We start from the raw sequence: 25,871 nt of genomic DNA, 5'->3' as shown, positions 1-25,871 counted from the left end.
TTTAACCACGAAAAAATAATCAACGATGACTCAATCCAGCTATAACGCTGATGCCATTGAAGTACTCAGCGGTCTAGAACCAGTGCGCCGTCGTCCCGGCATGTATACCGACACGACGCGCCCAAACCACCTCGGCCAAGAGGTGATCGATAACAGCGTCGACGAAGCGTTGGCCGGTCACGCCAAGCGCATCGACGTGATTTTGCACGCCGATCAGTCGCTGGAAGTGATCGACGACGGCCGCGGCATGCCGGTGGACATCCACCCGGAAGAGGGCGTGCCGGCGGTTGAGTTGATCCTGTGCCGGCTGCACGCCGGCGGTAAATTCTCGAATAAAAACTACCAGTTCTCCGGCGGCCTGCACGGCGTGGGGATCTCGGTGGTCAACGCCCTGTCGAAGCGGGTGGAAGTCAACGTGCGCCGCGACGGCAACGTCTACGGCATCGCCTTCGAAAACGGCGACAAGGTGCAAGATCTGACGGTGACCGGCACCTGCGGCAAACGCAACACCGGCACCAGCGTGCACTTCTGGCCGGATGAGCAGTTCTTCGACAGCCCGCGCTTCTCGGTATCGCGCTTGACTCACCTGCTGAAAGCCAAGGCGGTGCTGTGCCCCGGCGTCGAGATCTATTTCATCGACAAGGTGAACAACACCGAGCAGCGCTGGTGCTACCAGGACGGCCTGACCGACTACCTGATGGAAGCGGTCAACGGCCTGATTACCCTGCCGGAAGCGCCGTTCGTCGGCAATTTCGCCGGTGACACCGAAGCGGTGGACTGGGCGCTGCTGTGGCTGCCGGAAGGCGGTGAGCTGCTGACCGAAAGCTACGTCAACCTGATCCCGACCATGCAGGGCGGCACCCACGTCAACGGCCTGCGCCAGGGGCTGCTGGACGCGATGCGCGAGTTCTGCGAATTCCGCAATATTCTGCCGCGCGGCGTGAAGCTGTCGGCGGAGGATATCTGGGATCGCTGCGCCTACGTGCTGTCGGTGAAGATGCAGGATCCGCAGTTCGCCGGGCAGACCAAAGAGCGTCTCTCCTCGCGCCAGTGCGCGGCCTTCGTTTCCGGCGTGGTGAAAGACGCCTTCAGCCTGTGGCTGAACCAGAACGTTCAGGCGGCGGAACAGCTGGCCGAGCTGGCGATCTCCAGCGCCCAGCGCCGTCTGCGCGCCGCCAAGAAAGTGGTGCGCAAGAAGTTGACCAGCGGGCCGGCGCTGCCGGGCAAGCTGGCGGACTGCACCTCGCAGGATCTGGCCATGACCGAACTGTTCCTGGTGGAAGGGGACTCGGCGGGCGGATCGGCCAAGCAGGCACGCGATCGCGAATATCAGGCGATCATGCCGCTCAAGGGCAAGATCCTGAATACCTGGGAAGTCTCCTCGGACGAAGTGCTGGCCTCGCAGGAAGTGCACGACATTTCCGTGGCGATCGGCATCGATCCGGACAGCGAAGATCTCAGCCAGCTGCGCTACGGCAAAATCTGCATCCTGGCGGATGCGGACTCCGACGGCCTGCACATCGCCACGCTGCTGTGCGCGCTGTTCGTGCGCCACTTCCGTTCGCTGGTGAAAGGCGGCCACGTCTATGTCGCCATGCCGCCGCTGTACCGTATCGATCTCGGTAAAGAGGTGTTCTACGCGCTGGATGAAGAAGAGAAAGCCGGCGTGCTGGAACAGCTGAAGCGCAAGAAGGGCAAGCCGAACGTACAGCGCTTTAAAGGGCTGGGCGAGATGAACCCGCTGCAGCTGCGCGAAACCACCCTCGATCCGAACACCCGCCGTCTGGTGCAACTGACGGTGGCAGAGGATGACGTCGATCAGACGCTGGCGGTGATGGACATGCTGTTGGCCAAGAAGCGTTCGGAAGATCGCCGCAACTGGCTGCAAGACAAGGGCGACATGGCCGAATTGGCGGTCTGAGCCTGACCCTGGCCCGGTGAAACGCCGGGCCTGCTTTCCCGCAGGGCGTTGCATGCGGCGCCCGTCAACCTGGGGCGAACCGCGTGAAGATCACCCTCGAAGAGCTGCTGGCGTTCACGGCGGTGGTCGACAGCGGTTCGGTCACCGCCGCCGCCGATCGGCTCGGCCAAACCACCTCCGGCGTCAGCCGCGCACTCAGCCGCCTGGAAACGAAACTCGACGCTACGCTCTTGCGCCGCACCACGCGTCGCCTGAGCCTGACCGAAGAAGGGCAGAGCTTCCTGGCGCCTGCGCGCGAAATACTGCGTTCGGTGGATCAGGCCGAAGAACTGATGGCGCTGCGGCGCCAGCTGCCCGCCGGTCGGCTGCGGGTCAACGCCGCCGCCCCTTTCATGGCGCACGTGCTGGTGCCGATGGTGGCGGAGTTCCGCCGTCGTTATCCGCAGATTGAGCTGGAGCTGGACACCGACGATCGCAATATCGACCTGTTGGAGAAACGCGCCGATATCGCGATCCGCATCGGCGCGCTGCGTGACTCCACGCTTCATGCGCGCCTGCTGGGGCACAGCCGGTTGCGCATCCTCGCCAGCCCGGATTACCTGCAACGGCATGGCGAACCGCGCGGCGTGGAAGATCTGCACCGCCATTGCCTGTTGGGATTCACCTACCCAGAATCGCTGAACCAGTGGCCGCTGCGTTACCGGCAGGCGCGGTATTTCGCCATCGAACCGACGATCTCGGCCTCCAGCGGGGAGACGCTGCGTGAGTTGGCGTTGCGCGGGGCGGGCATTGTCCAACTGGCGGACTTCATGACCCGCCGCGATCGGGAAGCGGGCCGGCTGGTACCGCTGCTGGTGCGGGAGACGCTGGACGTGCGCCAGCCGATCAACGCGGTGTATTACCACGACGCCCAGCTGGCGGCGCGCCTCACCTGTTTTCTCGACTACGTCAGCGCCCGCCTTGAGGGAGAGCCGCCAGAGGCCGCAGAGGGCCTCTGAAGGGATTACAGCGCGTTTTCCAGCACGTAGATCTCGGTGCCCAGCACGTAGTCCTTGATGGTCTCGCGGTGCTTGAGCATATGGTCGATCTGCAGGTGTTTTTCCAGATGCGCCTGGCTTTGCCATTTTTCCAGCATAAACACCGAGTCCGGCGACAGTTTCTGCCAGGGGGCCTGGGTGTGGCTGTCTACCATCGGCGTGTATTCGCCGCAGCCTTCTTCCGCCAGCACCAGTGGCACCAGTTTTTCAATGGCTTGTAACACGGTGGCGCGGTGGCCGGGTTTGACTTTGATTTCTGCGATTACGGTGATCATCATTACCTCGTTGGTTAAGCCCTTCGCTGCCAGTTAAGCAAAAATTCCCGCCAGGTGCTCGCGATAACGTGCGATGTCCGTTTCGATATCCGGTTGTTTTATCACGTCATTGCAGATAAAGGTCGGCAAGGCTTCCATCCCCAGGAACTGGTTGGCCTTGTGGAAGTGCAGGTAAACGCCGTCGACGCCGACGCCGTGGAAGAACTGGTTCGGATCGGTGAAGGCTTCGAGCGGGGCGTTCCAGGTCAGGCTCAGCAGGTATTTTTTGCCCTGAATCAGGCCGCCGGAGCCGTACTTCTTGGCGGCGTCGGAGCGGGTGCGGCCATCGCTGGCGTACAGGCTGCCGTGGCCGGCGGTGAACACTTCGTCGATGTATTTTTTCAGGATCCACGGCTCGCCCATCCACCAACCCGGCATCTGATAGATGACCGCATCGGCCCACAGGTATTTCTGCACTTCGGCTTCGATGTCATAGCCGTCGTCGACCACCGTGACCTGCACCTCGTGCTGCAGATCGCGCAGGAAGCTTTCCGCCACGTCGCTCAGGGTTTGGTTGAGTTCGCCGTTGGAATGGCCGAATTGCTTTTTAGCGTTGATAATCAGGATATTGCTCATCTTTTGCGTCTCCCGTCAGAGTTAAGATAGATGCCGTTTTCCGCTGCGGTGCGCAAAAACAGCTTGCTGAACGAGAGTGTAATCGCTGGCCAGGCAAGTAAAAACGTGACGACAGACACAACAGTATTGATTCTTAATCAACAATCGCGATGGAATTTTGCCTAAACGTCCCGGCGGCAGCGCCTTCGGCCGGCGATCCTTGCGCCAACTGTGACAGCCACCCCGCAGATGGGTTACTATCGCGGGCAGAATCGACAAGCGATGCCTTATTGTCGTCCAGGGATTGCCAAGCCACGGTCTGAGGATAATTGAGTAATGAGTGATCTGACTCATGATGGTGTAGAGCGTTTACCGCTGCACACATTCACTGAAAACGCCTATCTGAACTATTCCATGTACGTCATCATGGATCGGGCGTTGCCGTACATTGGCGACGGTTTGAAGCCGGTACAACGCCGCATCATCTACGCCATGTCTGAGCTGGGGCTGAACAACAGCGCCAAATTCAAGAAATCCGCCCGCACCGTGGGCGACGTGCTGGGTAAATACCACCCGCACGGCGACAGCGCGTGTTATGAAGCCATGGTGCTGATGGCGCAGCCGTTCTCGTATCGCTATCCGCTGGTGGACGGCCAGGGGAACTGGGGGGCGCCGGACGATCCCAAGTCGTTCGCGGCGATGCGTTATACCGAATCCCGCCTCTCCAAATATGCCGAAGTCTTGCTGGCCGAGCTGGGGCAGGGCACCGTCGACTGGATCCCGAACTTTGACGGCACGCTGCAAGAGCCGAAGATGTTGCCGGCGCGCCTGCCGAACATCCTGCTGAACGGCACCACCGGTATCGCCGTCGGCATGGCGACCGACATTCCGCCGCACAACGTGCGCGAAGTCGCCGCCGCGGCGGTGGCGCTGCTCGACAAGCCGGGCGCCTCGCTCGACGATCTGCTCGAATTCGTGCAGGGGCCGGACTTCCCGACCGAAGCCGAGATCATCACCCCGCGCGATGAAATCCGCAAAATTTACCAGAGCGGCCGCGGCTCGGTGCGCATGCGCGCCGTGTGGAAGAAAGAAGACGGCAGCGCGGTGATCACCGCCTTGCCGCACCAGGTGTCCGGCGCCAAGGTGCTGGAGCAGATCGCCAGCCAGATGCGCGCCAAGAAACTGCCGATGGTCGAAGATCTGCGCGATGAGTCCGACCACGAAAACCCGACGCGTCTGGTGATCGTGCCACGCTCCAACCGTATCGATCTGGAACAGGTGATGAACCACCTGTTCGCCACCACCGATCTGGAACGCAGCTACCGCATCAACATGAACATGATCGGTCTGGATAACCGCCCGCAGGTCAAAGGGCTGGTGGAGATCCTCACCGAATGGCTGGCCTACCGTCGCGACACGGTGCGCCGCCGCCTGAACTACCGCCTCGAGAAAGTGCTGAAACGCCTGCATATCCTCGAAGGTTTGCTGGTGGCGTTCCTCAATATCGACGAGGTGATCCACATCATCCGCAGCGAAGATGAGCCGAAGCCGGTGCTGATGCAGCGTTTCGGCATCTCCGATACCCAGGCGGAAGCGATCCTCGAGCTGAAACTGCGTCACCTGGCCAAGCTGGAAGAGGTCAAGATCCGCGGTGAGCAGGATGAGTTGGCGAAAGAGCGCGATCAGCTGCAGGCGCTGCTGGCGTCCGAACGCAAGCTGAACACGCTGATCAAGAAAGAGATCCAGGCCGATGCGCAGACCTACGGCGACGATCGCCGTTCGCCGCTGACCGAGCGTGCGGAAGCCAAGGCGATGAGCGAGCACGACTTCGTGCCGTCTGAGCCGGTGACCATCGTGCTGTCTGAAATGGGCTGGGTGCGCAGCGCCAAGGGCCACGACATCGATCCGGCCGGCCTGAGCTACAAGGCCGGCGACAGCTTCCGCGGCGCGGCGCGCGGCAAGAGCAACCAGCCGGTGGTATTCATCGACTCCACCGGGCGCAGCTATGCGCTCGATCCGATGACGCTGCCTTCGGCGCGCGGGCAGGGCGAGCCGCTGACCGGCAAGCTGACGCCGCCGCCGGGCGCCACTATTGAGCAGGTGCTGATGGCGGCCGACGATCAGAAGCTGCTGATGGCGTCCGATGCCGGTTACGGCTTCGTTTGCACCTTCAACGATTTGGTGGCGCGCAACCGCGCCGGCAAGGTGATGATCACGCTGCCGGACAACGCCAGGGCGCTGCCGCCGATGGAAATCCACGGCGCAGACGACATGCTGCTGTCGATCACCGCCGCCGGGCGCATGCTGATGTTCCCGGTCGCCGATCTGCCGCAGCTGTCGAAGGGCAAAGGCAACAAGATCGTCTCCATTCCGGCAGCCCAGGCGGCGGCCGGTGACGACAAGCTGGCCTGGCTGTTCGTGCTGCCGCCGCAGGCGTCCGTCACGCTGCACGTCGGCAAACGCAAGCTGACGCTGCGGCCGGAGGATTTGCAGAAATTCCGCGCCGAGCGCGGGCGCAAGGGCACTCAGCTGCCGCGCGGCCTGCAGCGCATCGATCGCGTCGAAGTGGATGCGCCGATGCGGGCGTCGGGCGGCGACAGCGAAGAGTAAGCGTTGGCGCCAGCGTTAACGGGCGGTCGCAGCATGCTGTGGCCGCCTTATTTATTTTTACTGGCGTTTATTTTCCAAATAGTTAACATTTCTGCGCATAAAATTATTGTGCGTATTGCCGGCTGGCGGGAAAATAGCGAGAAAGGCAGGCGACATCGGCGTGCTTATCGCCTGGCCGGCAAATAATGAGTAAAGGAATCTGCGCAGCGAAGTAAACTGCGTTGGCAGTGTGCTAATGAGGTTGTTATGTTATTGATTTTGCGTGCCGTTCTCGCCACTCTTTTCTGTATTCTGGTGTGTATTTTCGGTTCTGTTTATTGCTTGTTCAGCCCGCGCAATCCCCGCCACGTGGCGACCTTCGGCCACCTTTTCGGCCGCCTGTCGACGCTGTTCGGCATCAAGGTTGAAACCCGCGTGCCGGCCGATGCGGCCAACAACGGCAACTGCATCTATATCGCCAACCACCAAAATAACTACGACATGGTGACGGCCGCCAATATCGTGCAGCCGCGCACCGTGACCGTCGGTAAAAAAAGTCTGGTGTGGATCCCGTTTTTCGGCCCGCTGTATTGGCTGACCGGTAATCTGCTGATAGATCGTGATAATCGCGCTAAGGCGCACGGCACCATCGCCCAGGTGGCGGAGCAGTTCAAAAAGAAAGACATTTCGATCTGGATGTTCCCGGAAGGGACCCGCAGCCGCGGTCGCGGGCTGATGCCGTTTAAAACCGGCGCGTTCCACGCGGCCATCGCCGCCGGCGTGCCGATTGTGCCGATCTGCGTATCGACCACCAGCGGTAATATAAATCTTAATCGCTGGAATAACGGTCACGTGATCGTCGAGATGTTGGCGCCGGTGGATACCAGCAAATACGGCAAAGAAAACGTGCGCGAGCTGGCGGCGCATTGCCGCGAGCTGATGGAGGCGAAAATCGCCCAATTGGACGCCGAAGTCGCCCAGCGCAACGCCGCCAAAAAATAAGAGTCTACCGGCTTCAAAGAATACGTTTTTAATTGGCGTTCAGCGCCGTTAACGCCTGAGCGCCTGCTAATCTTGATTGGCGGGCGTTTGGGTTTTGCACACGGTTTAGTTATTGCTTTTCATGGAGAAAATATGTCACTCAGTCGACGTCAGTTTATACAGGCATCGGGCCTGGCGCTGTGCGCGAGCGCCGTGCCGCTGAGGGCAGAGGCGAGCGGAACGCAGACCCCATTACCCATCCCCCCGCTGCTGGAGTCTCGCCGCGGTCAGCCGCTGTTCCTGACCCTGCAGCGCGCCCACTGGGCGTTTATGGATAACCGCAAGGCGGCGGTGTGGGGCATCAACGGCATGTATTTGGGGCCGACGGTGCGGGTTTACAGCGGTGACGACGTCAAACTGATCTACAGCAACCGCCTGCAGGAGCCGGTGGCGATGACCGTCAGCGGTCTGCAGGTGCCGGGCACGCTGATGGGCGGCGCGCCGCGCATGATGTCGCCCAACGTCGACTGGTCGCCGGTGCTGCCTATTCGCCAGGCGGCGGCCACCTGTTGGTACCACGCCAATACGCCGAACCGCATGGCGCCGCACGTTTACAACGGGCTGGCCGGGCTGTGGCTGGTGGAGGATGCCGTCAGCAAAGCGCTGCCGCTGCCCAACCACTACGGCGTCGACGATTTCCCACTGATCATTCAGGACAAGCGCTTCGATAACTTCGGCACGCCGCAATACGATGCGCCGTCGCAGGGCGGTTTCGTCGGCGATACGCTGTTGGTCAACGGCGTGCAAAATCCGTATGTCGAGGTGTCGCGCGGCTGGGTGCGTTTGCGCCTGCTCAACGCCTCCAACGCGCGCCGCTATACCCTGCAGCTCAGCGACGGGCGGCCGTTCAACGTGATCGCCAGCGATCAGGGCTTCCTGCCCGCGCCGGTCGCGGTGCAGCAGCTGTCGCTGGCGCCGGGCGAACGCCGGGAAGTGCTGATCGACATGTCGAAGGGCGAGGAGGTGACCATCACCGCCGGTGAAGCGGCGGGCATCATGGATCGCCTGCGCGGCCTGTTCGAGCCGTCGAGCATTCTGGTGTCCACCCAGGTGCTGACGCTGCGCCCGACCGGCCTGCTGCCGCTGGTGACCGACAACCTGCCGATGCGCCTGCTGGCGGATCAGCTGTTGGACGGCAGCGCCAGCCGCACCCGCGATTTCCGCCTGGGCGACGGCGGCGTCGGCATCAACGGCGCGATTTGGGACATGAACCGCATCGACGTGCAGGCGCAGCAAGGCACCTGGGAACGCTGGAACATTCATGCGGATACGCCGCAGTCGTTCCATATTCAGGGCGTGCAGTTCCTGATCAAACGCGTCAACGGCGCGCAGCCGATGGCGGAAGATCGCGGCTGGAAGGACACCGTCTGGGTCGATGGCGACGTCGAGCTGCTGGTGTATTTCAACCAACCTACCTCCGAACACTTCCCGTTCCTGTATTACAGCCAGACGTTGGAGATGGCCGATCGCGGCACCGCCGGCCAGCTGATGGTGCAGCCGACGATGTAATCTGCGCTGCGGGCCGCTTACGGCGCCCGCAGCATCTCCAGAAAGGCCTCTACGACCGGCGTGACGCTGTCGGCGCGGTAAACCGCGTACAGATCCGCCGGCGGCGCCTGCTGCAGCGAGCAAAAGCGGACGCCGGGCCACGGGATGCGGCCGTAGCTGTCCGGCAGCAGCGTAATGCCGCAGCCCTCCGCCACCAGCGCCAGCAGGGTTTGCGGTTCGTTGACCTGATAAGCGACGTCCGGCAAAAATCCCTGCTGCAGGCACAGATTGTGCAGATACAGCCCCAGGCTGGCCTCGTGCGGCGGCAGCACGATGAAACTGTCGTTCTGCAGCGCCGCCAGCGGGATGCTTTCCTGCTGCGCCAGCGGATGATCGAGCGGCAGCACCACGGCGATGCTCTCGCTCGCCAAGCGTTGGCAGGTCAACCCCGGCAGCGTCTGTTGCTGCGCCTCTCGCCAGACCCCGATATCGATATGCCGCTTTTGCAGCGCGGCGATTTGCTGGCTGGGCGTCAGCTCGTTCAACGACCAGGTGACGCCGGCGTTTTGCTCGCTGAACCGCCGCAGCGCCGCGATCAGCCCGCCCCAGGCCGAGGTACCGACCATGCCGACCACCATGTGGCCGCCTTCGCCGCGCCCCATCTGTTGCACCTGATGCAGCGCGCTGTCGGCCTGATCCAGCAGCCGCTCGACGTTGCGCAGCAGCGTGCGGCCGGCCGGCGTCAGCGTCATGGAGCGGGTGGTGCGTTTGAACAGCACCACGCCGAGCTGGCTTTCCAGCTCCTTGATGTGCTTGCTGAGCGGCGGCTGTGACATATTCAGCCGCCGCGCCGCCTGGGTGAAGTTCATCTCTTCCGCCACCACGCGGAAATAGTGTAGCAGGCGGAAGTTAATCCGGCCGGGATCGGGCAGGGCATGGGGCTGATTCATCCGGGGTATCGCCTCCTTGTGACGCAGCTCAACTTATAGGTAAATGGAATAAATCGGCCGCCAAGAATGTATTGGTCTCGGCCGCGCCTCGCTCTCTACTATGGGGATTATTATCCCCCGCTGAAAGAGAGAATACGATGTTTAATCAAGAAGATGCTTTTACCTGCGCCGATGTCGTCCGCGCACGCCTGCCGGGTTTCCAGCCGAAAGCGGCCTTGATTCTCGGCTCCGGACTCGGCGCCCTGGCGGAGGTGATGACCGAAACCGTCACCATCGACTACGGGGAGCTGCCGGGCTTCCCGGTGAGCGGCGTCGCCGGCCATGCCGGGCAGCTGGTCGCCGGCAAGCTGGAAGGCGTGCCGGTATTGTGCATGAAAGGGCGCGGTCATTTCTATGAAGGGCGCGGCATGCAGGTGATGACCACCGCGGTGCGCACCTTCAAACTGCTGGGCTGCGAATTCCTGCTGGCGACCAACGCCGCCGGTTCGCTGCGCCGCTCGGTGGCGCCGGGCAGCCTGGTGGCCATCACCGATCACATCAACTTCATGCCGGAATCGCCGCTGGTCGGCGCCAACGACGAGCGCTTCGGGCCGCGCTTCTTCAGCCTGGCGAACGCCTACGATCGCGATCTGCGCGCCCGGCTGGCGGCGGTGGCCGAAAGTGCGGGCATTCCGCTGGCGGAAGGGGTGTTCGCCGCCTACACCGGGCCGAATTTCGAAACGCCGGCGGAGATCCGCATGATGCAGACCCTGGGCTGCGACGTGGTGGGCATGTCGATCGTGCCGGAAGTCCTGACGGCGCGCCACTGCGGCCTCAAGGTGCTGGTGGTGTCCGCGATGACCAACTACGCCGAAGGGCTGTCGGATACGCCACTCTCTCATGAACAAACGCTCAGCTGCGCGGCGCTGGCGGCGGACGATTTCATGCGCCTGATCCGCGAGCTGTTCAAAACGCTGTAACACCGCAGGCAAACCGGCGGCGGGCTGCAGGGGGCCCGCCGCACCAATCATCGTTGAAAGCATAATAACAAGGTGATGGCGATGGCGATAAAAGCACGATTGAAGGTCATGATTTTCCTGCAGTTCTTTATCTGGGGTGCCTGGTTGGTGACGCTGGGCTCCTACATGATCAACACGCTGCATTTCAGCGGCATGCAGGTGGGGATGGTTTACAGCGCCAAAGGCATCGCCGCGCTGATCATGCCGGGGCTGGCGGGCATCATCGCCGATCGGTGGATGAAGGCCAACTACCTGTATGCGCTTTGTCACCTGCTCGGGGCGCTGGCGCTGTACTGCGCGGCGCAGGTCGAGCAACCGATGCTGATGTTCTGGGTGATGCTGTTCAACGCCATGGTCTATATGCCGACCATCGCGCTCTCTAACGCCATTTCCTATTTTTGTCTCGAAAAGCACGGCTTTGACACGGTGAAGGACTTTCCGCCGGTGCGGGTGTACGGCACGGTGGGGTTCATTCTGGCGATGTGGCTGGTCGGCTTCAGCCGAATCGAGCTCAGCAATCTGCAGCTGTATCTGGCTTCTGCGGCGTCGCTGCTGCTGTCCGCTTATTCACTGACGCTGCCGCGCTGCCCGACCAACCGCGCGGCCGAGTCGAAGAGCTGGGTGAGCGTGCTGGGGCTGGATGCGCTGGTGCTGTTCCGCCAGCGGCGCATGGCGCTGTTTTTCCTGTTCGCCATGTTGCTTGGCGCGGCGCTGCAGATAACCAATACCTTCGGCAACCCGTTCCTGCACGATCTGTCGCTCAACCCGCTGTATCAGGACAGCCTCAGCGTCCGGTATCCGGCGGTGCTGCTGTCGCTGTCGCAGATCTCCGAAGTATTCTTTATCCTCACCATTCCCTTCTTCCTGCGCCGTTACGGCATCAAGCAGGTGATGCTGATCAGCATGGCGGCCTGGACGCTGCGCTTCCTGTTCCTGGCCTATGGCACGCCGGTCGGCTTTGGTTTCGTTCTGCTGCTGCTGTCGATGATCGTCTACGGCTGTGCGTTCGACTTCTTCAATATCTCCGGCGCCATCTTCGTCGAGAAAGAGGCCGATCGCCGCATCCGCGCCAGCGCGCAGGGGCTGTTCATGACCATGGTGAACGGTTTGGGCGCCTATCTGGGGGCGCTTGCCAGCGGCGAGGTGGTGGACTTCTTCAGCCATGACGGCGTGAAAGACTGGCAGAGCATCTGGCTGGTGTTTGCGCTGTATACGCTGGTGTTGGGGATCGTGTTCGCGTTGAGCTTCAACTATCGCCACCCGCCGCAGGAGAGCGCGGCGGCGGCGCAGTAAGGCAGAAGGCGCCGCGTGACGGCGCCATGAAACGTCAGGCCTGCGGGAAGCGCTGTTGCAACTGCTGCCGGTCCGGCGGATTGGCGGCGCCGAGGCTGGCCACCACGCAAGCGGCGACCCGGTTGGCCAGATCGACCGCCTGCGGCAGCGGCCAGCCGGCGGACAGGCCCGCCAGCAAACCGGCGCAGTGGGCATCGCCCGCGCCGATGGTGTCGACGACGTCTACCGGATAGGCGGGCACGTGCAGCGGCGGCGTGCGGCCGTCGCAGATCCACGCGCCGTCGCGATCCAGGCGGCAAACCAGCGTCAGGTTACGAGCGGCGGCATAGCGCTGCGCGCCCTCCACGGCGTCGCCGCCGCCGCACAGCGCGGCCACTTCGTCGCGGTTGAGCGTCAATAGGGTGTGGCTGTCGCTGAGCATGGCGAAGAAATCTTCGCTGAGCTGAGCGATGCGCGGGCCGGGATCGATCAGGCGCGGTTGGTCGAACGGCATGCGCGTCAGCCACTCGCGCAGCGCCTCGCCGCTTTCGCCCGCCAGCTCGTAGCCGCTGGCGTAGATCAGGGTGTGCTCCGTCAGCGGCAGCGTCGCCAGCTGCGCTTTATTCCATTGGCTTTCGCAGCCGGAAACCGTGATGAAGGTGCGTTCACCGTTTGGCTCCACCAGCGCCAGGCACCAGCCGTTGTCCATCTGGCCGTGGCGCAGCAGCACCTCCAGCCCCAGCTCGCCCATGGCGGCTTCGGCAGCCGCGCCCCATTCGCCGTTGCCAACCGGCATGCCGTTAATCACCGGCGTTTCCAGGCGCACCAGCGCGCGCGCCACGTTGAACGCGCAGCCGCCGATTTGCCGCGCCTGCGGCTGGGCTTCGATATCTTCGCCGCTGGTCGGCAGGCGCGGCAGCGTCATCACCAGATCGCCGACCGCGCCCCCAATCACCAGGACAGGTGTTACAGCTTCCCACTCACTCATTGATGTTCTCTGCGTTGGGTCAGGTACAGACCGTAAGCGATCAGACTCACCGCGAACGACACAAACAGCCCCAGGCTGGAATCGGCGAACAGGCCTTTGGCCAGCGGGCCGTCGATAAAACCGGTTTTGGTGACCAGCAGGCCGCACAGGGCGCCGAGGAACCAGCAGAACAGCGGGGCTTTGCGCACGCCGCGGTTCTGGCCATGCAGGCCGTACAAAGCGTTGCCATCATACCCGTGGCGGCGGCGCAGGCACAGGTAATCGAGCAGGAAAATCGCCTCCCAGGCCGCCAGGAAGACGCCGCAGAACACCAGGAAGGAGATGAACGGCCCCATGAAATCACCGGAGATGAACAGCACATACAGGGCGATGCCCAACACCACCACCGCGTCGATCGACACCGCCAGCCACTGCTTGACCTGCACGCCGATAGTCAGCAGGTTAAGGCTGGCGGAATACAGGCTGAGCACCGCGATGGTGACGATGCCGGCGGTGGCGGCCAGCAGATAAGGAATGGCCATCCAGGCGGGCAGCACCGAGCCTATCAGTGCGATGGGGTTGGCGGCGCTGGCCAGATCGGGCAGCTGCACGGAAAGCAGGATGCCGGCCAGCATCAGCAGCATCAGCGGCAAACAGGCGCCGCCCATTACCGCGGCGAAAATGCTTTTGCTCGACGAGCTCGGGCTTTGATAGCGGCTGTAATCGGCGCCGGCGATCGCCCAACTGATGCCGGTACCGGCGGCAATCACCGATACCGCCGGCAGGAAGCCGGTCAACCAGCTGCCGGAAGGCAGCGCCAGCACCTGGCTCCACTCGGTGTTGAACAGGATATAGAGCACCACGATCAGCGTCATGGTGCCGAAGATGCGGCTGAACCAGCTTTGCATCCAGACCACGGTATTTTGCCCCAGCAGGCTGACGATGACAGTGAGCCCGCCGAACAGCAGCAGGCTGAGCGCGGTCAGCAGGTGGCTGCTACCCAACCCGAAGGCCTCGAACAGCGCCGCCAGCGTCAGGGTGCCGGTGATCACGTTGACCGCTTCCCAGCCCATCAGGTTGATCCAACTGAACAGGGTGGGCGCCACGTTGCCCTTCAGGCCGAAAATCACCCGCGAGAGCGTCAGCGTAGAGGTGCGCCCGCGCTTGCCGGCGAAGCTGGTGAGACCGACCAGCACGAAGCTGGCGACGCCGACCAGCGCGGCGAGTACCGATTGCAGGAAGGATAAGCCGAAGCCGACGATAATGGCGCCGTACACCACGCCGAGAATGCCGATATTGGCCGCCGACCAGATCCAAAACAGCTCGATGGGCTTGCCGGTCTGTTCCGCGTCCGGCACCCGATCGATACCGGTGCTTTCTACCTTCCATGCTTCATTGCGATTGATATCGGTCATAGCAAATGATCCCTGTAGCGCAGGGCCGCGAGGGCCGCCGCAGTTGACTGAAAATCGATTCCGTTGGCGCGGTTGACGCCGGCTATTCCGTTGTCGGTGAAGACGCCGATTCCGCGCAGTGTGTAGCGGCTGAGACCGCCGGGTCTGTCAAAGTGAGGGCGGTATCCGCCTTATCGGGTGAGGCACGTCGGCCGCACGGCGCCAATGAGTGTAGTCAAAGAGTGGGTCTGCAGCGGGGTTTGGCGAAGCGGGAACGTTTCTATTTGCCGACATCGATCCGTTGCGCCCACCGCGAGGGGATCCTGTGATGTGGCTATGAGCAGTGAGCAAGCTATCCATTAGCTACGTTGCTTATTCTCGGCCGTTTGTGCTGACAGTATATCCCCGCTACCGGCCATCAAGGGTATCCTTTAGGGCCGGCAGCGGGTTTTTTATTGTTTTTAAAGTGGGTCCCTGGTGTTGGTGCGATTGATGTATCAACATCAATAAGCACAGATTACGCGCGATCTAGATCCAATGAAAGTCCATTAGGCAAAAATTGTGATGCCACTCTGAAAACATTAGCGATATTTTAGTTAAGGTGAGGGGCTTATCGCCGGATCGGCGATAGGATAAAAAACGAAATCCAGACAAATGGCATAGGTAAGAGGGCGGGCGAATGACGGATTTTATGGCCTGGCTGCGTGGCCATCTGGCGCAGGGGGCGGTAGCGCCGCGTTATATTCAGTTGGCATCGGCGATAGAAACCGCGATCAGGCAGCAGGTGCTGGCAGCAGAGGCGTTTTTGCCGCCCGAACGGCAGATGGCGGAAGGCCTGGCGCTGTCGCGCGTCACCGTCAGCAAGGCGATGAAACTGCTGGAGGAGAAGGGGCTGATTTTGCGACAGCAGGGCGTTGGCACCCGCGTGGCGATGCACATTGGCTATTCCCTCGATAAGGACAGCGGTTTCACCGCTCAGGCGCTGCGCCACGGCAGCAGCGTCAGCAATCGATGGCTGCTGCGCACCCGGGTCGGCGCGCCGGCCAAGGCCGCAGCGGCGCTGGGGCTGGCGGAAGGGGATGAGGTGGTCAAACTGCGGCGTTTGCGCTTGCTGAACGGCAGCCCGGTCTCGCTGGAAACCACCTATATTCCGCCGCGCTTCCTGCCCGAACCGGGGCAGCTGGAACATTCGCTGTATGCGTTATGGCAATCGCGCGGCATCGTGCCTGAAGATAAACACTTTCTGCTGAAGGCGGTATCCTGCAGCGACGAGGTTGCCGAGCTGCTCAACGTGCCGTGCGGCGCGCCGTTGTTGCACATCACCCAGACCAGCCGCAATGCCCAGGGTGAGGCGCTGGAGTTCAGCGATATCTTGTGCCGCAGCGACGTTTATGAATTCGAAGTGAACGGTTAGCGAAATAACCATGCTCTTTTTGCAGCTAGTGCGTATAATCGCCGCCCGGCGATTAATTAACCTGTAAAAAGAGCAGCAGAATGAGCACCACCAGCCTGATCCAACCCGATCGTGAACTGTTTTCCTATAAGCCTTATTGGGCGGAATGTTTTGGCACCGCGCCGTTTTTACCGATGTCGCGAGCAGAGATGGATCAACTGGGCTGGGACAGCTGCGATGTGATCATCATCAGCGGCGACGCCTATGTCGATCACCCGAGCTTCGGCATGGCGATCATCGGCCGCATGCTGGAAGCGCAGGGCTTCCGCGTCGGCATCATCGCGCAGCCGGACTGGAGCAACAAAGAAGACTTCATGCGATTGGGGAAACCGAACCTGTTCTTCGGCATCACCGCCGGCAACATGGACTCGATGATCAACCGTTATACCGCCGATCGCAAACTGCGCCACGACGATGCCTACACCGCCGGCAACGTCGGCGGCAAGCGCCCGGATCGCGCCACCCTGGTCTACAGCCAGCGCTGTAAAGAAGCCTACAAAGACGTGCCGATCGTGCTGGGTGGCATCGAAGCCAGCCTGCGCCGCATCGCCCACTACGATTACTGGTCGGATACCGTGCGCCGCTCGGTGCTGGTGGATTCCAAGGCCGACATGCTGATCTACGGCAACGGTGAACGCCCGCTGGTGGAAGTGGCGCATCGCCTGGCCGCCGGTGAGAAGATTGGCGACATCCACGATATTCGCAATACCGCCGTAATGCGCAAAGAAGCGCTGCCGGGCTGGAGCGGCGTGGATTCCACCCGCCTCGACAAGCCGGGCCGCATCGAACCTATCCCGAACCCGTACGGCGACGATCTGCCGTGCGCCGACGGCGCCAAGCCGAAAGAGCCGGAAGCCAAGCCTGTCACCGTGCGCGCCGCCAAGCCGAAGCCGTGGGAGAAGACCTATGTGCTGCTGCCGTCCTTCGAGAAAGTGAAGGGCGACAAGGTGCTGTATGCGCACACCTCGCGCATTCTGCACCATGAAACCAACCCGGGCTGCGCCCGTGCGCTGATGCAGAAACACGGCGACCGCTACGTGTGGATCAACCCGCCGGCGATCCCGCTGACCACGCCGGAGATGGACAGCGTCTTCGCGCTGCCTTATCAGCGCGTGCCGCACCCGTCCTACGGCCAGGATCGCATTCCGGCCTATGACATGATCCGTTTCTCGGTGAATATCATGCGCGGCTGCTACGGCGGCTGCTCGTTCTGTTCGATCACCGAGCATGAAGGGCGCATCATCCAGAGCCGTTCGGAAGATTCGATCGTTCGCGAAATCGAAGAGATCCGCGACAAGGTGCCGGGCTTCACCGGCGTGATCTCCGATCTCGGCGGCCCGACCGCCAACATGTATATGCTGCGCTGCACCAACCCGCGCGCCGAGCAGACCTGCCGCCGCGCCTCGTGCGTGTATCCGGAGATCTGCACCTATATGGACACCAACCACGAGCCGACCATCAAGCTGTATCGCCGCGCGCGTTCGCTGGAGGGCATTAAGAAGATCCTGATCGCTTCCGGGGTTCGTTACGATCTGGCGGTGGAAGATCCGCGTTATATCAAGGAACTGGCGACCCACCACGTCGGCGGCTACCTGAAGATCGCGCCGGAGCACACCGAAGAAGGGCCGCTGTCGAAGATGATGAAGCCGGGCATGGGCAGCTACGATCGCTTCAAGCAGCTGTTTGATCACTATTCGAAGCAGGCGGGCAAAGAGCAGTACCTGATCCCGTACTTCATCTCGTCGCACCCGGGCACCCGCGATGAAGACATGGTGAACCTGGCGCTGTGGCTGAAGAAGAACCGTTTCCGCCTCGATCAGGTGCAGAACTTCTATCCTTCGCCGATGGCCAACTCCACCACCATGTATTACAGCGGCAAAAACCCGCTGAGCAAGGTGGGGTACAAGAGCGAAGACGTGGTGGTGCCGCGCGGCGATCGCCAGCGCCGCCTGCACAAGGCGCTGCTGCGTTACCACGATCCGGCCAACTGGGCGCTGATCCGCGCCGCGCTGGAAGAGATGGGGCTGAAGCACCTGATCGGCAGCCGCCGCGAGTGTCTGGTGCCGGCGCCGAGCATCGACGAGCAGCGCGAAGCGAAACGCCTGCAGCGCCATACCCGGCCGGCGCTGACCAAACATACCGATATCAATCGGCAGCGCACGCCGTCCAACCGGCCGCCGCGCAAACCGATTCGCAAAGCCAAGCCGTAACGGCCACGCCGCGGGCGCAAACAAAAAGGAGAACCCTCGGGTTCTCCTCTTTACTTTTACTCATCACAGCCGATCGTAGGCGGCTTCCACTTTCATCAAATGGCGCGGCGCCTGTGGAGCAGGGTGGTATTTGCGCACGTGCCAGTTAAAGGCTTCCGGCGACAGGTTGTTGATCATCGCGATGGCCTGCTGACGGTTGCTGGAGAAGGTGCGCAGCAGCGCGCCGGTGCCGTTGACGTAGGCGATGATGGTGGCGTAGCGCAGCGTAACTGGATTGGCGATCCCTTTAAGCTGTTGTTTTTGCAAGGTGGCCAGATAGGCGGCGCCGAGATCGATATTGGTGTCGGGATCCAGCAGATCGTCATCGTCCGGGCAACCGCGTTTGCCTTTGTAGCGATAGGCGTCGCAGCCGGCGGTATCGGCTTTCAGCTGCATCAGGCCGATCGCATTGGATCTGCTCACTGCGGCGGGGTTGAAACCGGACTCCACCTGGATCATGGCGGTGATCAGCTTGGCGTCTACGCCGTATTCGCTGGCGGCGTCTTTAATGGCGCTATCGAAGGCGTGGCGATCGTAGCTGACGCGCTGTTTCTTGCCGGCGCAACCCGCCAGCACCAGCATGATGCAAAGCATGCCCAGCCGTGACCCGTGTGAGAAAGAGAATTTCATGGTGCTCCGTGCTTGTCTGTTTTTTAACGGTATTAACCGGCGGGCGGAGCCTCCGGCTCGTCATCATAACGTCAGGCGGCGTAAGGGGGCAATGCGCGGGAAGGAAAAGCCCCCTCCGACGGGAGAGGGCTTGGGGAGGGGTTACAGGGTATCCGGATCCGGCCCAAGGCGGTTACCGACGTCCAGCTTGGCGATCTCGCCCAGTTCGTCCTTATCGAGTTTGAAATCAAACACCTCGAAGTTTTCGCGGATGCGCGACGGCGTGACCGATTTCGGGATCACGATAAGGCCGCTGTCCAGGTGCCAGCGCACCACGATCTGCGCCGGGGTTTTCTCGTATTTTTCGGCCAGCGCCTTGATCAGCGGCTGGTCGAACACCCCTTCACCGCCCTGCGCCAGCGGGCTCCAGGATTCGGTGGCGATGTGGTGCGTGGCGTTCCAGGCACGCAGCTGGCGCTGTTGCAGCAGCGGATGCAGCTCTATCTGATTGACGACCGGCGCCACGTTGGTTTCATCCAGCAGGCGCTGCAGGTGCGGCGTATGGAAGTTGCATACGCCGATGCTTTTCACCAGGCCTTGTTCGCGCAGGTTGATCAGTTCGCGCCAGGCGGAGATGTATTGATCCTGCTGCGGGCGCGGCCAGTGGATCAGGTACAGATCCACATAGTCCAGTTTTAGCTTCTCCAGGCTGGTTTCCAGCGCCGCCAGCGGATCGCCCTGATCGTCGTTCCACAGCTTGGTGGTGATGAACAGCTCGCTGCGCGGCAGCGAGCTGGACTGCAGCGCGGCGCCGACGCCTTCCTCGTTCTTGTAGATCGCGGCGGTGTCGATGGAGCGGTAACCGATCTCCAGCGCTTTGCTCACCGCGCGGGTGGTCTCTTCAATACTCGCCTGCCAAACGCCGAGACCCAACTGCGGCATCAGATTACCATCGTGGAGTTTGATGATGGGTTGTTGCGTTGTCATGCGCATCTCCTTGTGTACGGATTGCGGCGCCTGCGGCACCGAAACGGCTATAGATAAATTCTAGTTGGCAAAGTGGGCGGTTGCCGGGTTTGCCAGCCTAATTTCAGCGGTGGCGGGAGGGCGATTTTCTCGCCGCTCTCCCTGCGAATGAGCGGTAAGACGGGTGGTGCGAAACGATCGGCGGCGCGCTGAGGCGCCTGACGGCGCCCGGTGATCGGCCGGGCGCCGGATGCGGCGAAAAATGGCTGACGGAGACTAAAGCCTAGCAAAAAATCGCCGTTTTGCGATTAACGCGCCGCTTCATAAATGCGGCGGCTGACGTCCAGGGTGATGTCCTGATGCTCGCCCAGGGCGGTCATGCCGTGCTGATGCAGCTTGTCGAGCAGCGCCGGAATGCTGCTGCCGTCGAGCTGGTAATCCGCCATGCGGGTCGGTACGCCCATCTGCTCGAAGAAGGCGCGAGTGGCGGCGATGGCGCCGTCGATGCGGCTGTCTTCGCTGCCTTCGCGCAGGCCCCAAACGCGGTCAGCGTACTGCAGCAGTTTTGCGCGCTTCTGCGCTTTCTTCTCGTGCAGCAGCGCCGGCAGCACGATGGCCAGCGTTTGCGCGTGGTCGAGATCGTGCATGGCGGTCAGCTCGTGGCCCAGCATGTGGGTTGCCCAGTCCTGCGGCACCCCGGCGCCGATCAGGCCGTTCAGCGCCATGGTGGCGCTCCACATCACGTTGGCGCGCACCGCATAGTTTTCCGGTTCGGCCAGCGCGCGCGGGCCGTCTTCCAGCAGGGTCAGCAGCAGGCCTTCGGCGAAGCGATCCTGCACCTTGGCGTCGACCGGGTAGGTCAGATACTGCTCCAGGGTGTGCACGAAGGCGTCGACCACGCCATTGGCGATTTGGCGCGGCGGCAGCGAATAGGTCACCACCGGATCCAGTACGGCGAAGCGCGGCTGCACCAGCGGCGAGAAGAAGTGCTGCTTGTCGCCGCTGCTTTTACGGGTGATCACCGCGCCGCTGTTGGATTCGGAACCGGTGGCCGGCAGTGTCAGCACGCAGCCCATCGGCACTGCGTCGGCGATGTGGCTGCCGACGGTCTGCAGGATATGCCAGGCGTCGCCGTCGGCGGTGTAACGCGCGGCGGCGGCGATGAACTTGGTGCCGTCAACCACCGAACCGCCGCCGACCGCCAGCAGGAAATCGATGTTTTCCGCCTTCACCACTTCGACCGCTTTCATCAGCGTTTCGTAGGTCGGGTTCGGCTCGATGCCGGAGAACTCCCGCACGTCGCGGCCGGCCAGCGCGCTGTACACCTGATCCAGCACGCCGTTTTTCTTCACGCTGCCGCCACCGTAGGTGATCAGAATGCGTGCGTCCGCCGGGATCTGGCCGGCCACTTCGGCAATTTGGTCCTTGCCGAACAGGATTTTGGTTGGGGTATGCAGAATGAAGTTTTGCATGGATGATTTCTCTCTTTCTGTCAGGCGGGCGCCAACGTGGCGCAAAGGTTTCTGGCCCGTATTGTCAGGAACCTGGCGGCAACGCACAATGCACATTCCTGTTTGGTTCTTGCCTATTTCTACAATCCTCTGTAGGAATAGCGAATTTTAAATTATGATTTATGCCGAATCGTTCTGACTGTAAGAGGGTGTTTCCGTGATTGAAATCGATGCGCAGCGCAGCCGCATGGCGCGCCAGGCGATGGCTATCGCCACCGGCAACGGCTACACGCCGTCGCCGGTGCCGCGGGTGAAGATCCTGTATGTCGATCGCCACTGCCCGCGCCAACCGGTGATGTACGAACCGGGGATCGTCATCATCTTTCAGGGGCACAAGGTCGGCTATTGCGGCAGTAAGGTGTTCCAGTACGATCCGCGCAACTACCTGCTGATGACGGTGCCGCTGCCGTTCGAATGCGAAACCTTCGCCAGCCCGGAACTGCCGCTGGTTGGATTGGCGGTCAATATCGATACCCAAATGCTGCAGGATTTGCTGATCGACATCGGCGACGACGACTACCTGATGCAACCGCGGGCGGAGAGCAACGGGGTGAACCTGGCCGAGCTGACGGAAGCGCTGCTGTGCGCCACCGAACGCCTGCTGGACGTGATGGCCAAGCCGCTCGACGCCCGGGTGCTGGGGCCGCAGATCGTGCGCGAGATCCTTTACTACGTGCTGCGCGGCACCTGCGGCGCGTCGCTGCAGGAGTTGGTCAATCGCCATACCCACTTCAGCCAGATCGCCAAGGCGCTGCGGCGCATCGAACATCAGTATGCCGACAACCTCAACGTCGAGCAGTTGGCCGGCGAGGTCAACATGAGCGTCTCGGCGTTCCACCACAATTTCAAAGCGGTGACCAACACCTCGCCGCTGCAGTACGTGAAGTCGTACCGGCTGCATAAGGCGCGCCTGCTGATGGTGCATGACGGCCTGAAGGCCAGCACCGCGGCGATCCGCGTCGGCTACGAGAGCGCGTCGCAGTTCAGCCGTGAATTCAAGCGGCTGTTCGGCATGACGCCGAGCGATGAAGTCGCCCGGCTGCGCGAGGCCAACCCGCTGCTGCTGGAGGGCTGAGCCGCGTTTACGGGGGCAGGACGATCTTGCGGGGCGCTGGTCGAGAAGGCGCTGTAGCGCGCCGGATTTAGGAAGAGGAAGCGCGCTTTTTGCGCCAGATCACCAGCATGGCGCCCAGCAGGCCGACGAACAGCAGCAGCAGCGGCAGCAGCATCAGGCCGGTCATCACCTGGCTTTCGTAGCGTTTTACCAGAGGGATTTGACTGAAAGCGTAGCCGAGGCCCACCAGCGCACAGACCCAGATCGCCGCGCTCAGCCAGTTGAACACCTGGAAGCGCGAGCTGTTGAGCCCGGAAATGCCGGCCATGGTCGGCAGCAGCGTGCGCACGAAGCCGAGGAAGCGGCCGATCAGCAGCGCCGTCAGCCCGTGGCGATTGAACAGGTTGTGCGCGCGCTGGTGGTACTGCGCCGGCAGCTGCAGCAGCCAGCTCTTCACCAGGCCGGTGTGGCCCAGCCAGCGGCCCTGGATATAGCTCAGCCAGCAGCCGAGGCCGGCGGCGGCGGTCAGAATCAGCAGGGTGGGGGCAAAGCCCATCACGCCTTTGGCGATCAGCGCGCCCGACAGCAGCAGCAGGCTGTCGCCGGGGAGGAAGGAGGCGGGCAGCAGTCCGTTTTCCAAAAACAGGGTGGTGAAAAGTACGGCGTAAACCACCCAAATTACGCTTGGATCGGCGAGGGCGATAAAGTCCTGCTGCCAAAGCGCATGAATAATCTCTCGTAATACATCCATTTTATGTCCTGTTGCATGCCGGTTGCGCCCGGGGTCACGTTCTCCAGGATGCGGCGGTTACCGTATCTGACAGTTACCCGATTAGTGTACCGCTAATAGCTTAAGCCGACATTAAACAAGGCGAAGAAAATTACCGGAATCCGTCTTGGCGCACGCCGCTGAGGCGATCGAAGCCGGCCGCCAGATCGGCGATCAGGTCTTCGACGTTCTCCAGGCCGATGTGCAGGCGCACCAGCGTGCCGGAGAAATCGACGCCGCCCGCCGGACGGATCGCTTCCAGCTCTTCCGGCTGGTTGGCCAGGATCAGCGACTCGAAGCCGCCCCAGGAGTAGGCCATGCTGAAATGGCTGAAGTTGTCCAGGTAGGCGGCCAGCTGCGCATCATCCAGCCGCTCTTTCAGCACGAAGGAGAACAGCCCGTTGCAGCCGCTGAAGTCGCGGCGGTAGAACTCGTGGCCCTTGCAGCTGGGCAGGGCCGGGTGATTGACCGTCGCCACCTCCGGCCGTGCCGCCAGCCAGTGGGCGACTTCGATGCTGCTGCGCTCGTGCTGCTTCAGGCGCACGCTCAGGGTGCGCAGGCCGCGGCTCGCCATGTAGGCGGTGTCGGCATCCACCATCTGCCCCATCAGGTAGGAGTACTCGCGCAGCCGATCCCAACAGCGCGCGTTGGCGACGGCGGTGCCGAGCATGTAATCGGAATGGCCGATCAGGTATTTGGTGCCGGCCTGAATCGAAATGTCGATGTCGAAATCCAGCGCCTTGAACAGCACGCCCGCCGCCCAGGTGTTGTCGATCATGATCACCACCTCCGGCGCCACGGCGCGGATGGCCTGCACCATCGCCGGGATATCCTGCACTTCCAGGGTGATGGAGCCGGGGGATTCCAGGAACACCACGCGGGTATTGGGCTGGATCAGCGTGGCGATATCGGCGCCAATTAATGGATCGAAATAGGTGGTGCTGACGTTCATGCGGCCGAGGATATGGGTGCAGAAATCCTGGGTCGGTTCGTACGCCGAGCCGGTGACCAGCAGGTGATCGCCGGCGCCGACGAACGACAGGATCGCATTGGCTACCGCCGCCGCGCCGCAGGGGTACAGCACGCAGCCGGCGCCGCCCTCCAGCTCCACCATCGCATCCTGCAGCGCGAAGTGGGTCAGGGTGCCGCGTCGGCCGTAAAACAGTTCTCCGTGGGCGCGTTGCGCGGTGGCGTGTTTTTTGGCGGCGACGGAGTCGAAGACCAAAGAAGAGGCGCGTTGCGTGACGGGATTGACGGAGCCCTGGGTGTAGCGCTTGCCGCGGCCGGCGCCGATCAGCGTGGTTTCGATATGTTTTGACGTCATGGTACCTGGCTCACCTCTGGTTGCTCTGCACGTGCCGGTTTGCGATAGCCCTTACGTTATCATGAGTTAATATAGCCATCCAGACGTTTTAACTTCCAGATACAGAAACGGCTATAATTGGCTGCCGACCGCGCATTTCTCGCCTCATCCTTCTGCCGAGCGGCGAGAGAGAAGCCCATTCATCGGTCGAGATGCCGTTCGGCAGCGTGGCCTTGTTGCGCCGTTGTGGGGGAAAAGTAACGAAATAACCCCATAAAAGGGGCGTTTGGCGGTGAACGGACGCGGATTGGCGCTTTGCCGCGGGGTTGGCTAAAATTTTCTCGTTTATTTGGTAAATAATAATGAGAACTACTATCAATCCCCGGTTGGTTTGATATGATCGCACGCTGAATTATTCCTTAATTTTGATCGGTAATGGGTGGAGGCACAGCGTGAAAACGGCTGGCAAGAATTTAAATCAAGGATCGTTCGGCCAGGGCCGGGCGCAGTGGGGCAAGGCCTTTGGCCGCAGCCTGATGGCTTCAATGGTGCTGGTCGTGGGGCTGGCCGGCAGCGCGCAGGCGGCGCCGGCGGCCAATCCGGCCGTTACCGAAAGCGTTGCGCCGACCACCGCGCCTGCACCTGCAGCCGCCGCGCCGGAGAGCATCACGCCGGTGAACCCGGCGCCAACGATCCAGCCACCGGAAACCCGCGGCATGGATCTGTCCGTTTGGGGCATGTATCAGCACGCCGACGCGGTGGTGAAAGCGGTAATGATCGGCCTGGTGCTGGCCTCGATCGTGACCTGGACCATTCTGTTCTCCAAAGGCAGTGAATTGCTGCGCGCCAAACGTCGCCTGCGCCGCGAACAGCTGGCGCTGGCCGACGCGCGCTCGCTGGATGAAGCTTCCGAGCTGGCGCAAAACTTCGGCTCGCAGAGCGTCAGCGCTGTCTTGCTGAACGACGCGCAAAATGAGCTGGAGCTGTCCGCAGAGTCCAGCGACAACAACGGCATCAAAGAGCGTACCGGCTTCCGCCTCGAGCGCCGCGTGGCGGCCTACAGCCGCAACATGGGCCGCGGCAACGGTTTCCTGGCCACCATCGGCGCCATCTCGCCGTTCGTCGGCCTGTTCGGCACCGTGTGGGGCATCATGAACAGCTTCATCGGCATCGCCCATTCGCAGACCACCAACCTGGCGGTCGTGGCGCCGGGCATCGCGGAAGCGCTGCTGGCGACCGCGCTGGGCCTGGTCGCGGCGATCCCTGCCGTCGTTATCTACAACATCTTTGCCCGCGTCATCAGCGGCCATCGTGCCCAGGTAGGCGACGTGGCGGCGCAGGTCTTGCTGCTGCAGGGTCGCGATCTGGATCTGGCCGCAACGGCGGAAGCCAAGCGCTCACAGCACGCACACCAACTGCGGGCGGGGTGAG

At 62.1% G+C, this 25,871-nt stretch carries 21 protein-coding genes; 11 read left to right on the top strand and 10 right to left on the bottom strand.

Going from position 1 to position 25,871, the window contains the following annotated elements:
* The first annotated feature begins 25 nt into the window (after window positions 1–25).
* Complete coding sequence (gene parE / locus SSARUM_RS20460; RefSeq protein ID WP_025304305.1) at window positions 26–1,921, top strand: DNA topoisomerase IV subunit B; 1,896 nt, start codon at window positions 26–28, stop codon at window positions 1,919–1,921.
* Between the two features lie 83 nt (window positions 1,922–2,004).
* Window positions 2,005–2,919, top strand: a complete 915-nt coding sequence (locus SSARUM_RS20455; protein ID WP_039569315.1) for a LysR substrate-binding domain-containing protein — start codon at window positions 2,005–2,007, stop codon at window positions 2,917–2,919.
* Window positions 2,920–2,924: 5 nt separating this feature from the next.
* On the opposite strand, the gene SSARUM_RS20450 is transcribed toward SSARUM_RS20455, so the two are convergent.
* Together SSARUM_RS20450 and SSARUM_RS20445 are read right to left on the bottom strand one after the other, a co-directional pair.
* Window positions 2,925–3,233, bottom strand: a complete 309-nt coding sequence (locus SSARUM_RS20450) for a putative quinol monooxygenase (RefSeq protein WP_033638602.1) — start codon at window positions 3,231–3,233, stop codon at window positions 2,925–2,927.
* Window positions 3,234–3,266: 33 nt separating this feature from the next.
* Window positions 3,267–3,848: an NAD(P)H-dependent oxidoreductase gene (locus SSARUM_RS20445; RefSeq protein ID WP_039569311.1), complete on the bottom strand. Its 582-nt coding sequence runs from the start codon at window positions 3,846–3,848 to the stop codon at window positions 3,267–3,269.
* 315 nt (window positions 3,849–4,163) lie between these two features.
* On the opposite strand from SSARUM_RS20445, the gene parC reads away from it, so the two are divergent.
* From parC to ftsP, 3 genes are all read left to right on the top strand, one after another.
* Window positions 4,164–6,437 (top strand): DNA topoisomerase IV subunit A, encoded by a 2,274-nt coding sequence (gene parC, locus SSARUM_RS20440; protein ID WP_039569308.1) that lies wholly within the window; start codon window positions 4,164–4,166, stop codon window positions 6,435–6,437.
* 246 nt (window positions 6,438–6,683) lie between these two features.
* Window positions 6,684–7,418 (top strand): 1-acylglycerol-3-phosphate O-acyltransferase, encoded by a 735-nt coding sequence (locus SSARUM_RS20435; RefSeq protein WP_033636057.1) that lies wholly within the window; start codon window positions 6,684–6,686, stop codon window positions 7,416–7,418.
* Window positions 7,419–7,550: 132 nt separating this feature from the next.
* On the top strand, window positions 7,551–8,966 hold the full coding sequence (gene ftsP / locus SSARUM_RS20430) for a cell division protein FtsP (RefSeq protein ID WP_039569305.1): 1,416 nt from the start codon (window positions 7,551–7,553) through the stop codon (window positions 8,964–8,966).
* A 17-nt stretch (window positions 8,967–8,983) separates the two neighbouring features.
* Here ftsP and SSARUM_RS20425 read toward each other — a convergent pair whose 3' ends face one another.
* On the bottom strand, window positions 8,984–9,895 hold the full coding sequence (locus tag SSARUM_RS20425; RefSeq protein WP_033654828.1) for a LysR family transcriptional regulator: 912 nt from the start codon (window positions 9,893–9,895) through the stop codon (window positions 8,984–8,986).
* 137 nt (window positions 9,896–10,032) lie between these two features.
* Here SSARUM_RS20425 and xapA point away from each other — a divergent pair, with 137 nt between their 5' ends.
* Both xapA and SSARUM_RS20415 read left to right on the top strand, forming a co-directional pair.
* Window positions 10,033–10,854 (top strand): xanthosine phosphorylase, encoded by an 822-nt coding sequence (gene xapA / locus SSARUM_RS20420; RefSeq protein ID WP_039569302.1) that lies wholly within the window; start codon window positions 10,033–10,035, stop codon window positions 10,852–10,854.
* Between the two features lie 81 nt (window positions 10,855–10,935).
* Entirely contained in the window at window positions 10,936–12,186 is a 1,251-nt protein-coding gene (locus SSARUM_RS20415; RefSeq protein ID WP_033649108.1) for a nucleoside permease, read from the top strand.
* A gap of 34 nt (window positions 12,187–12,220) precedes the next feature.
* Here SSARUM_RS20415 and SSARUM_RS20410 read toward each other — a convergent pair whose 3' ends face one another.
* On the bottom strand, window positions 12,221–13,153 hold the full coding sequence (locus SSARUM_RS20410; protein WP_033649074.1) for a PfkB family carbohydrate kinase: 933 nt from the start codon (window positions 13,151–13,153) through the stop codon (window positions 12,221–12,223).
* Window positions 13,150–14,547: a purine-cytosine permease family protein gene (locus SSARUM_RS20405; protein ID WP_033649075.1), complete on the bottom strand. Its 1,398-nt coding sequence runs from the start codon at window positions 14,545–14,547 to the stop codon at window positions 13,150–13,152. Before SSARUM_RS20405 ends, SSARUM_RS20410 begins: the two co-directional genes overlap by 4 nt.
* 658 nt (window positions 14,548–15,205) lie before the next feature.
* Between SSARUM_RS20405 and SSARUM_RS20400 the strand changes: the two genes are divergently transcribed.
* The gene (locus SSARUM_RS20400; RefSeq protein ID WP_033649076.1) at window positions 15,206–15,940 is read left to right on the top strand and encodes a GntR family transcriptional regulator; all 735 of its coding nucleotides are present in this window, start codon (window positions 15,206–15,208) and stop codon (window positions 15,938–15,940) included.
* Window positions 15,941–16,020: 80 nt separating this feature from the next.
* Window positions 16,021–18,189 (top strand): YgiQ family radical SAM protein, encoded by a 2,169-nt coding sequence (locus tag SSARUM_RS20395; RefSeq protein ID WP_033649077.1) that lies wholly within the window; start codon window positions 16,021–16,023, stop codon window positions 18,187–18,189.
* A 63-nt stretch (window positions 18,190–18,252) separates the two neighbouring features.
* Here the strand turns inward: SSARUM_RS20395 and SSARUM_RS20390 are convergent, their stop codons facing one another.
* The 3 genes from SSARUM_RS20390 to yqhD form a co-directional block, all read right to left on the bottom strand.
* Window positions 18,253–18,858, bottom strand: a complete 606-nt coding sequence (locus SSARUM_RS20390; RefSeq protein ID WP_033649078.1) for a transglycosylase SLT domain-containing protein — start codon at window positions 18,856–18,858, stop codon at window positions 18,253–18,255.
* Between the two features lie 141 nt (window positions 18,859–18,999).
* Entirely contained in the window at window positions 19,000–19,824 is an 825-nt protein-coding gene (gene dkgA, locus SSARUM_RS20385; RefSeq protein WP_039569291.1) for a 2,5-didehydrogluconate reductase DkgA, read from the bottom strand.
* Between the two features lie 287 nt (window positions 19,825–20,111).
* Entirely contained in the window at window positions 20,112–21,275 is a 1,164-nt protein-coding gene (gene yqhD / locus SSARUM_RS20380; protein WP_060388240.1) for an alcohol dehydrogenase, read from the bottom strand.
* Window positions 21,276–21,501: 226 nt separating this feature from the next.
* On the opposite strand from yqhD, the gene SSARUM_RS20375 reads away from it, so the two are divergent.
* Window positions 21,502–22,389, top strand: coding sequence for an AraC family transcriptional regulator (locus SSARUM_RS20375; RefSeq protein WP_194243347.1), 888 nt, complete (start codon window positions 21,502–21,504; stop codon window positions 22,387–22,389).
* A gap of 67 nt (window positions 22,390–22,456) precedes the next feature.
* Here the strand turns inward: SSARUM_RS20375 and SSARUM_RS20370 are convergent, their stop codons facing one another.
* On the bottom strand, window positions 22,457–23,119 hold the full coding sequence (locus SSARUM_RS20370) for a DedA family protein (RefSeq protein WP_033636044.1): 663 nt from the start codon (window positions 23,117–23,119) through the stop codon (window positions 22,457–22,459).
* Window positions 23,120–23,249: 130 nt separating this feature from the next.
* Entirely contained in the window at window positions 23,250–24,461 is a 1,212-nt protein-coding gene (metC, locus tag SSARUM_RS20365) for a cystathionine beta-lyase (RefSeq protein WP_039569286.1), read from the bottom strand.
* A gap of 431 nt (window positions 24,462–24,892) precedes the next feature.
* Here metC and exbB point away from each other — a divergent pair, with 431 nt between their 5' ends.
* The gene (gene exbB / locus SSARUM_RS20360; RefSeq protein WP_072264955.1) at window positions 24,893–25,870 is read left to right on the top strand and encodes a tol-pal system-associated acyl-CoA thioesterase; all 978 of its coding nucleotides are present in this window, start codon (window positions 24,893–24,895) and stop codon (window positions 25,868–25,870) included.
* Window position 25,871 lies beyond the last annotated feature (1 nt).

The sequence above is a fragment of the Serratia sarumanii genome (assembly GCF_029962605.1).
Lineage (GTDB): Bacteria > Pseudomonadota > Gammaproteobacteria > Enterobacterales > Enterobacteriaceae > Serratia > Serratia sarumanii.
The sequence above is the reverse complement of the archived record's forward strand: the minus strand, read 5'-3'. Positions and strand labels throughout refer to the sequence as shown.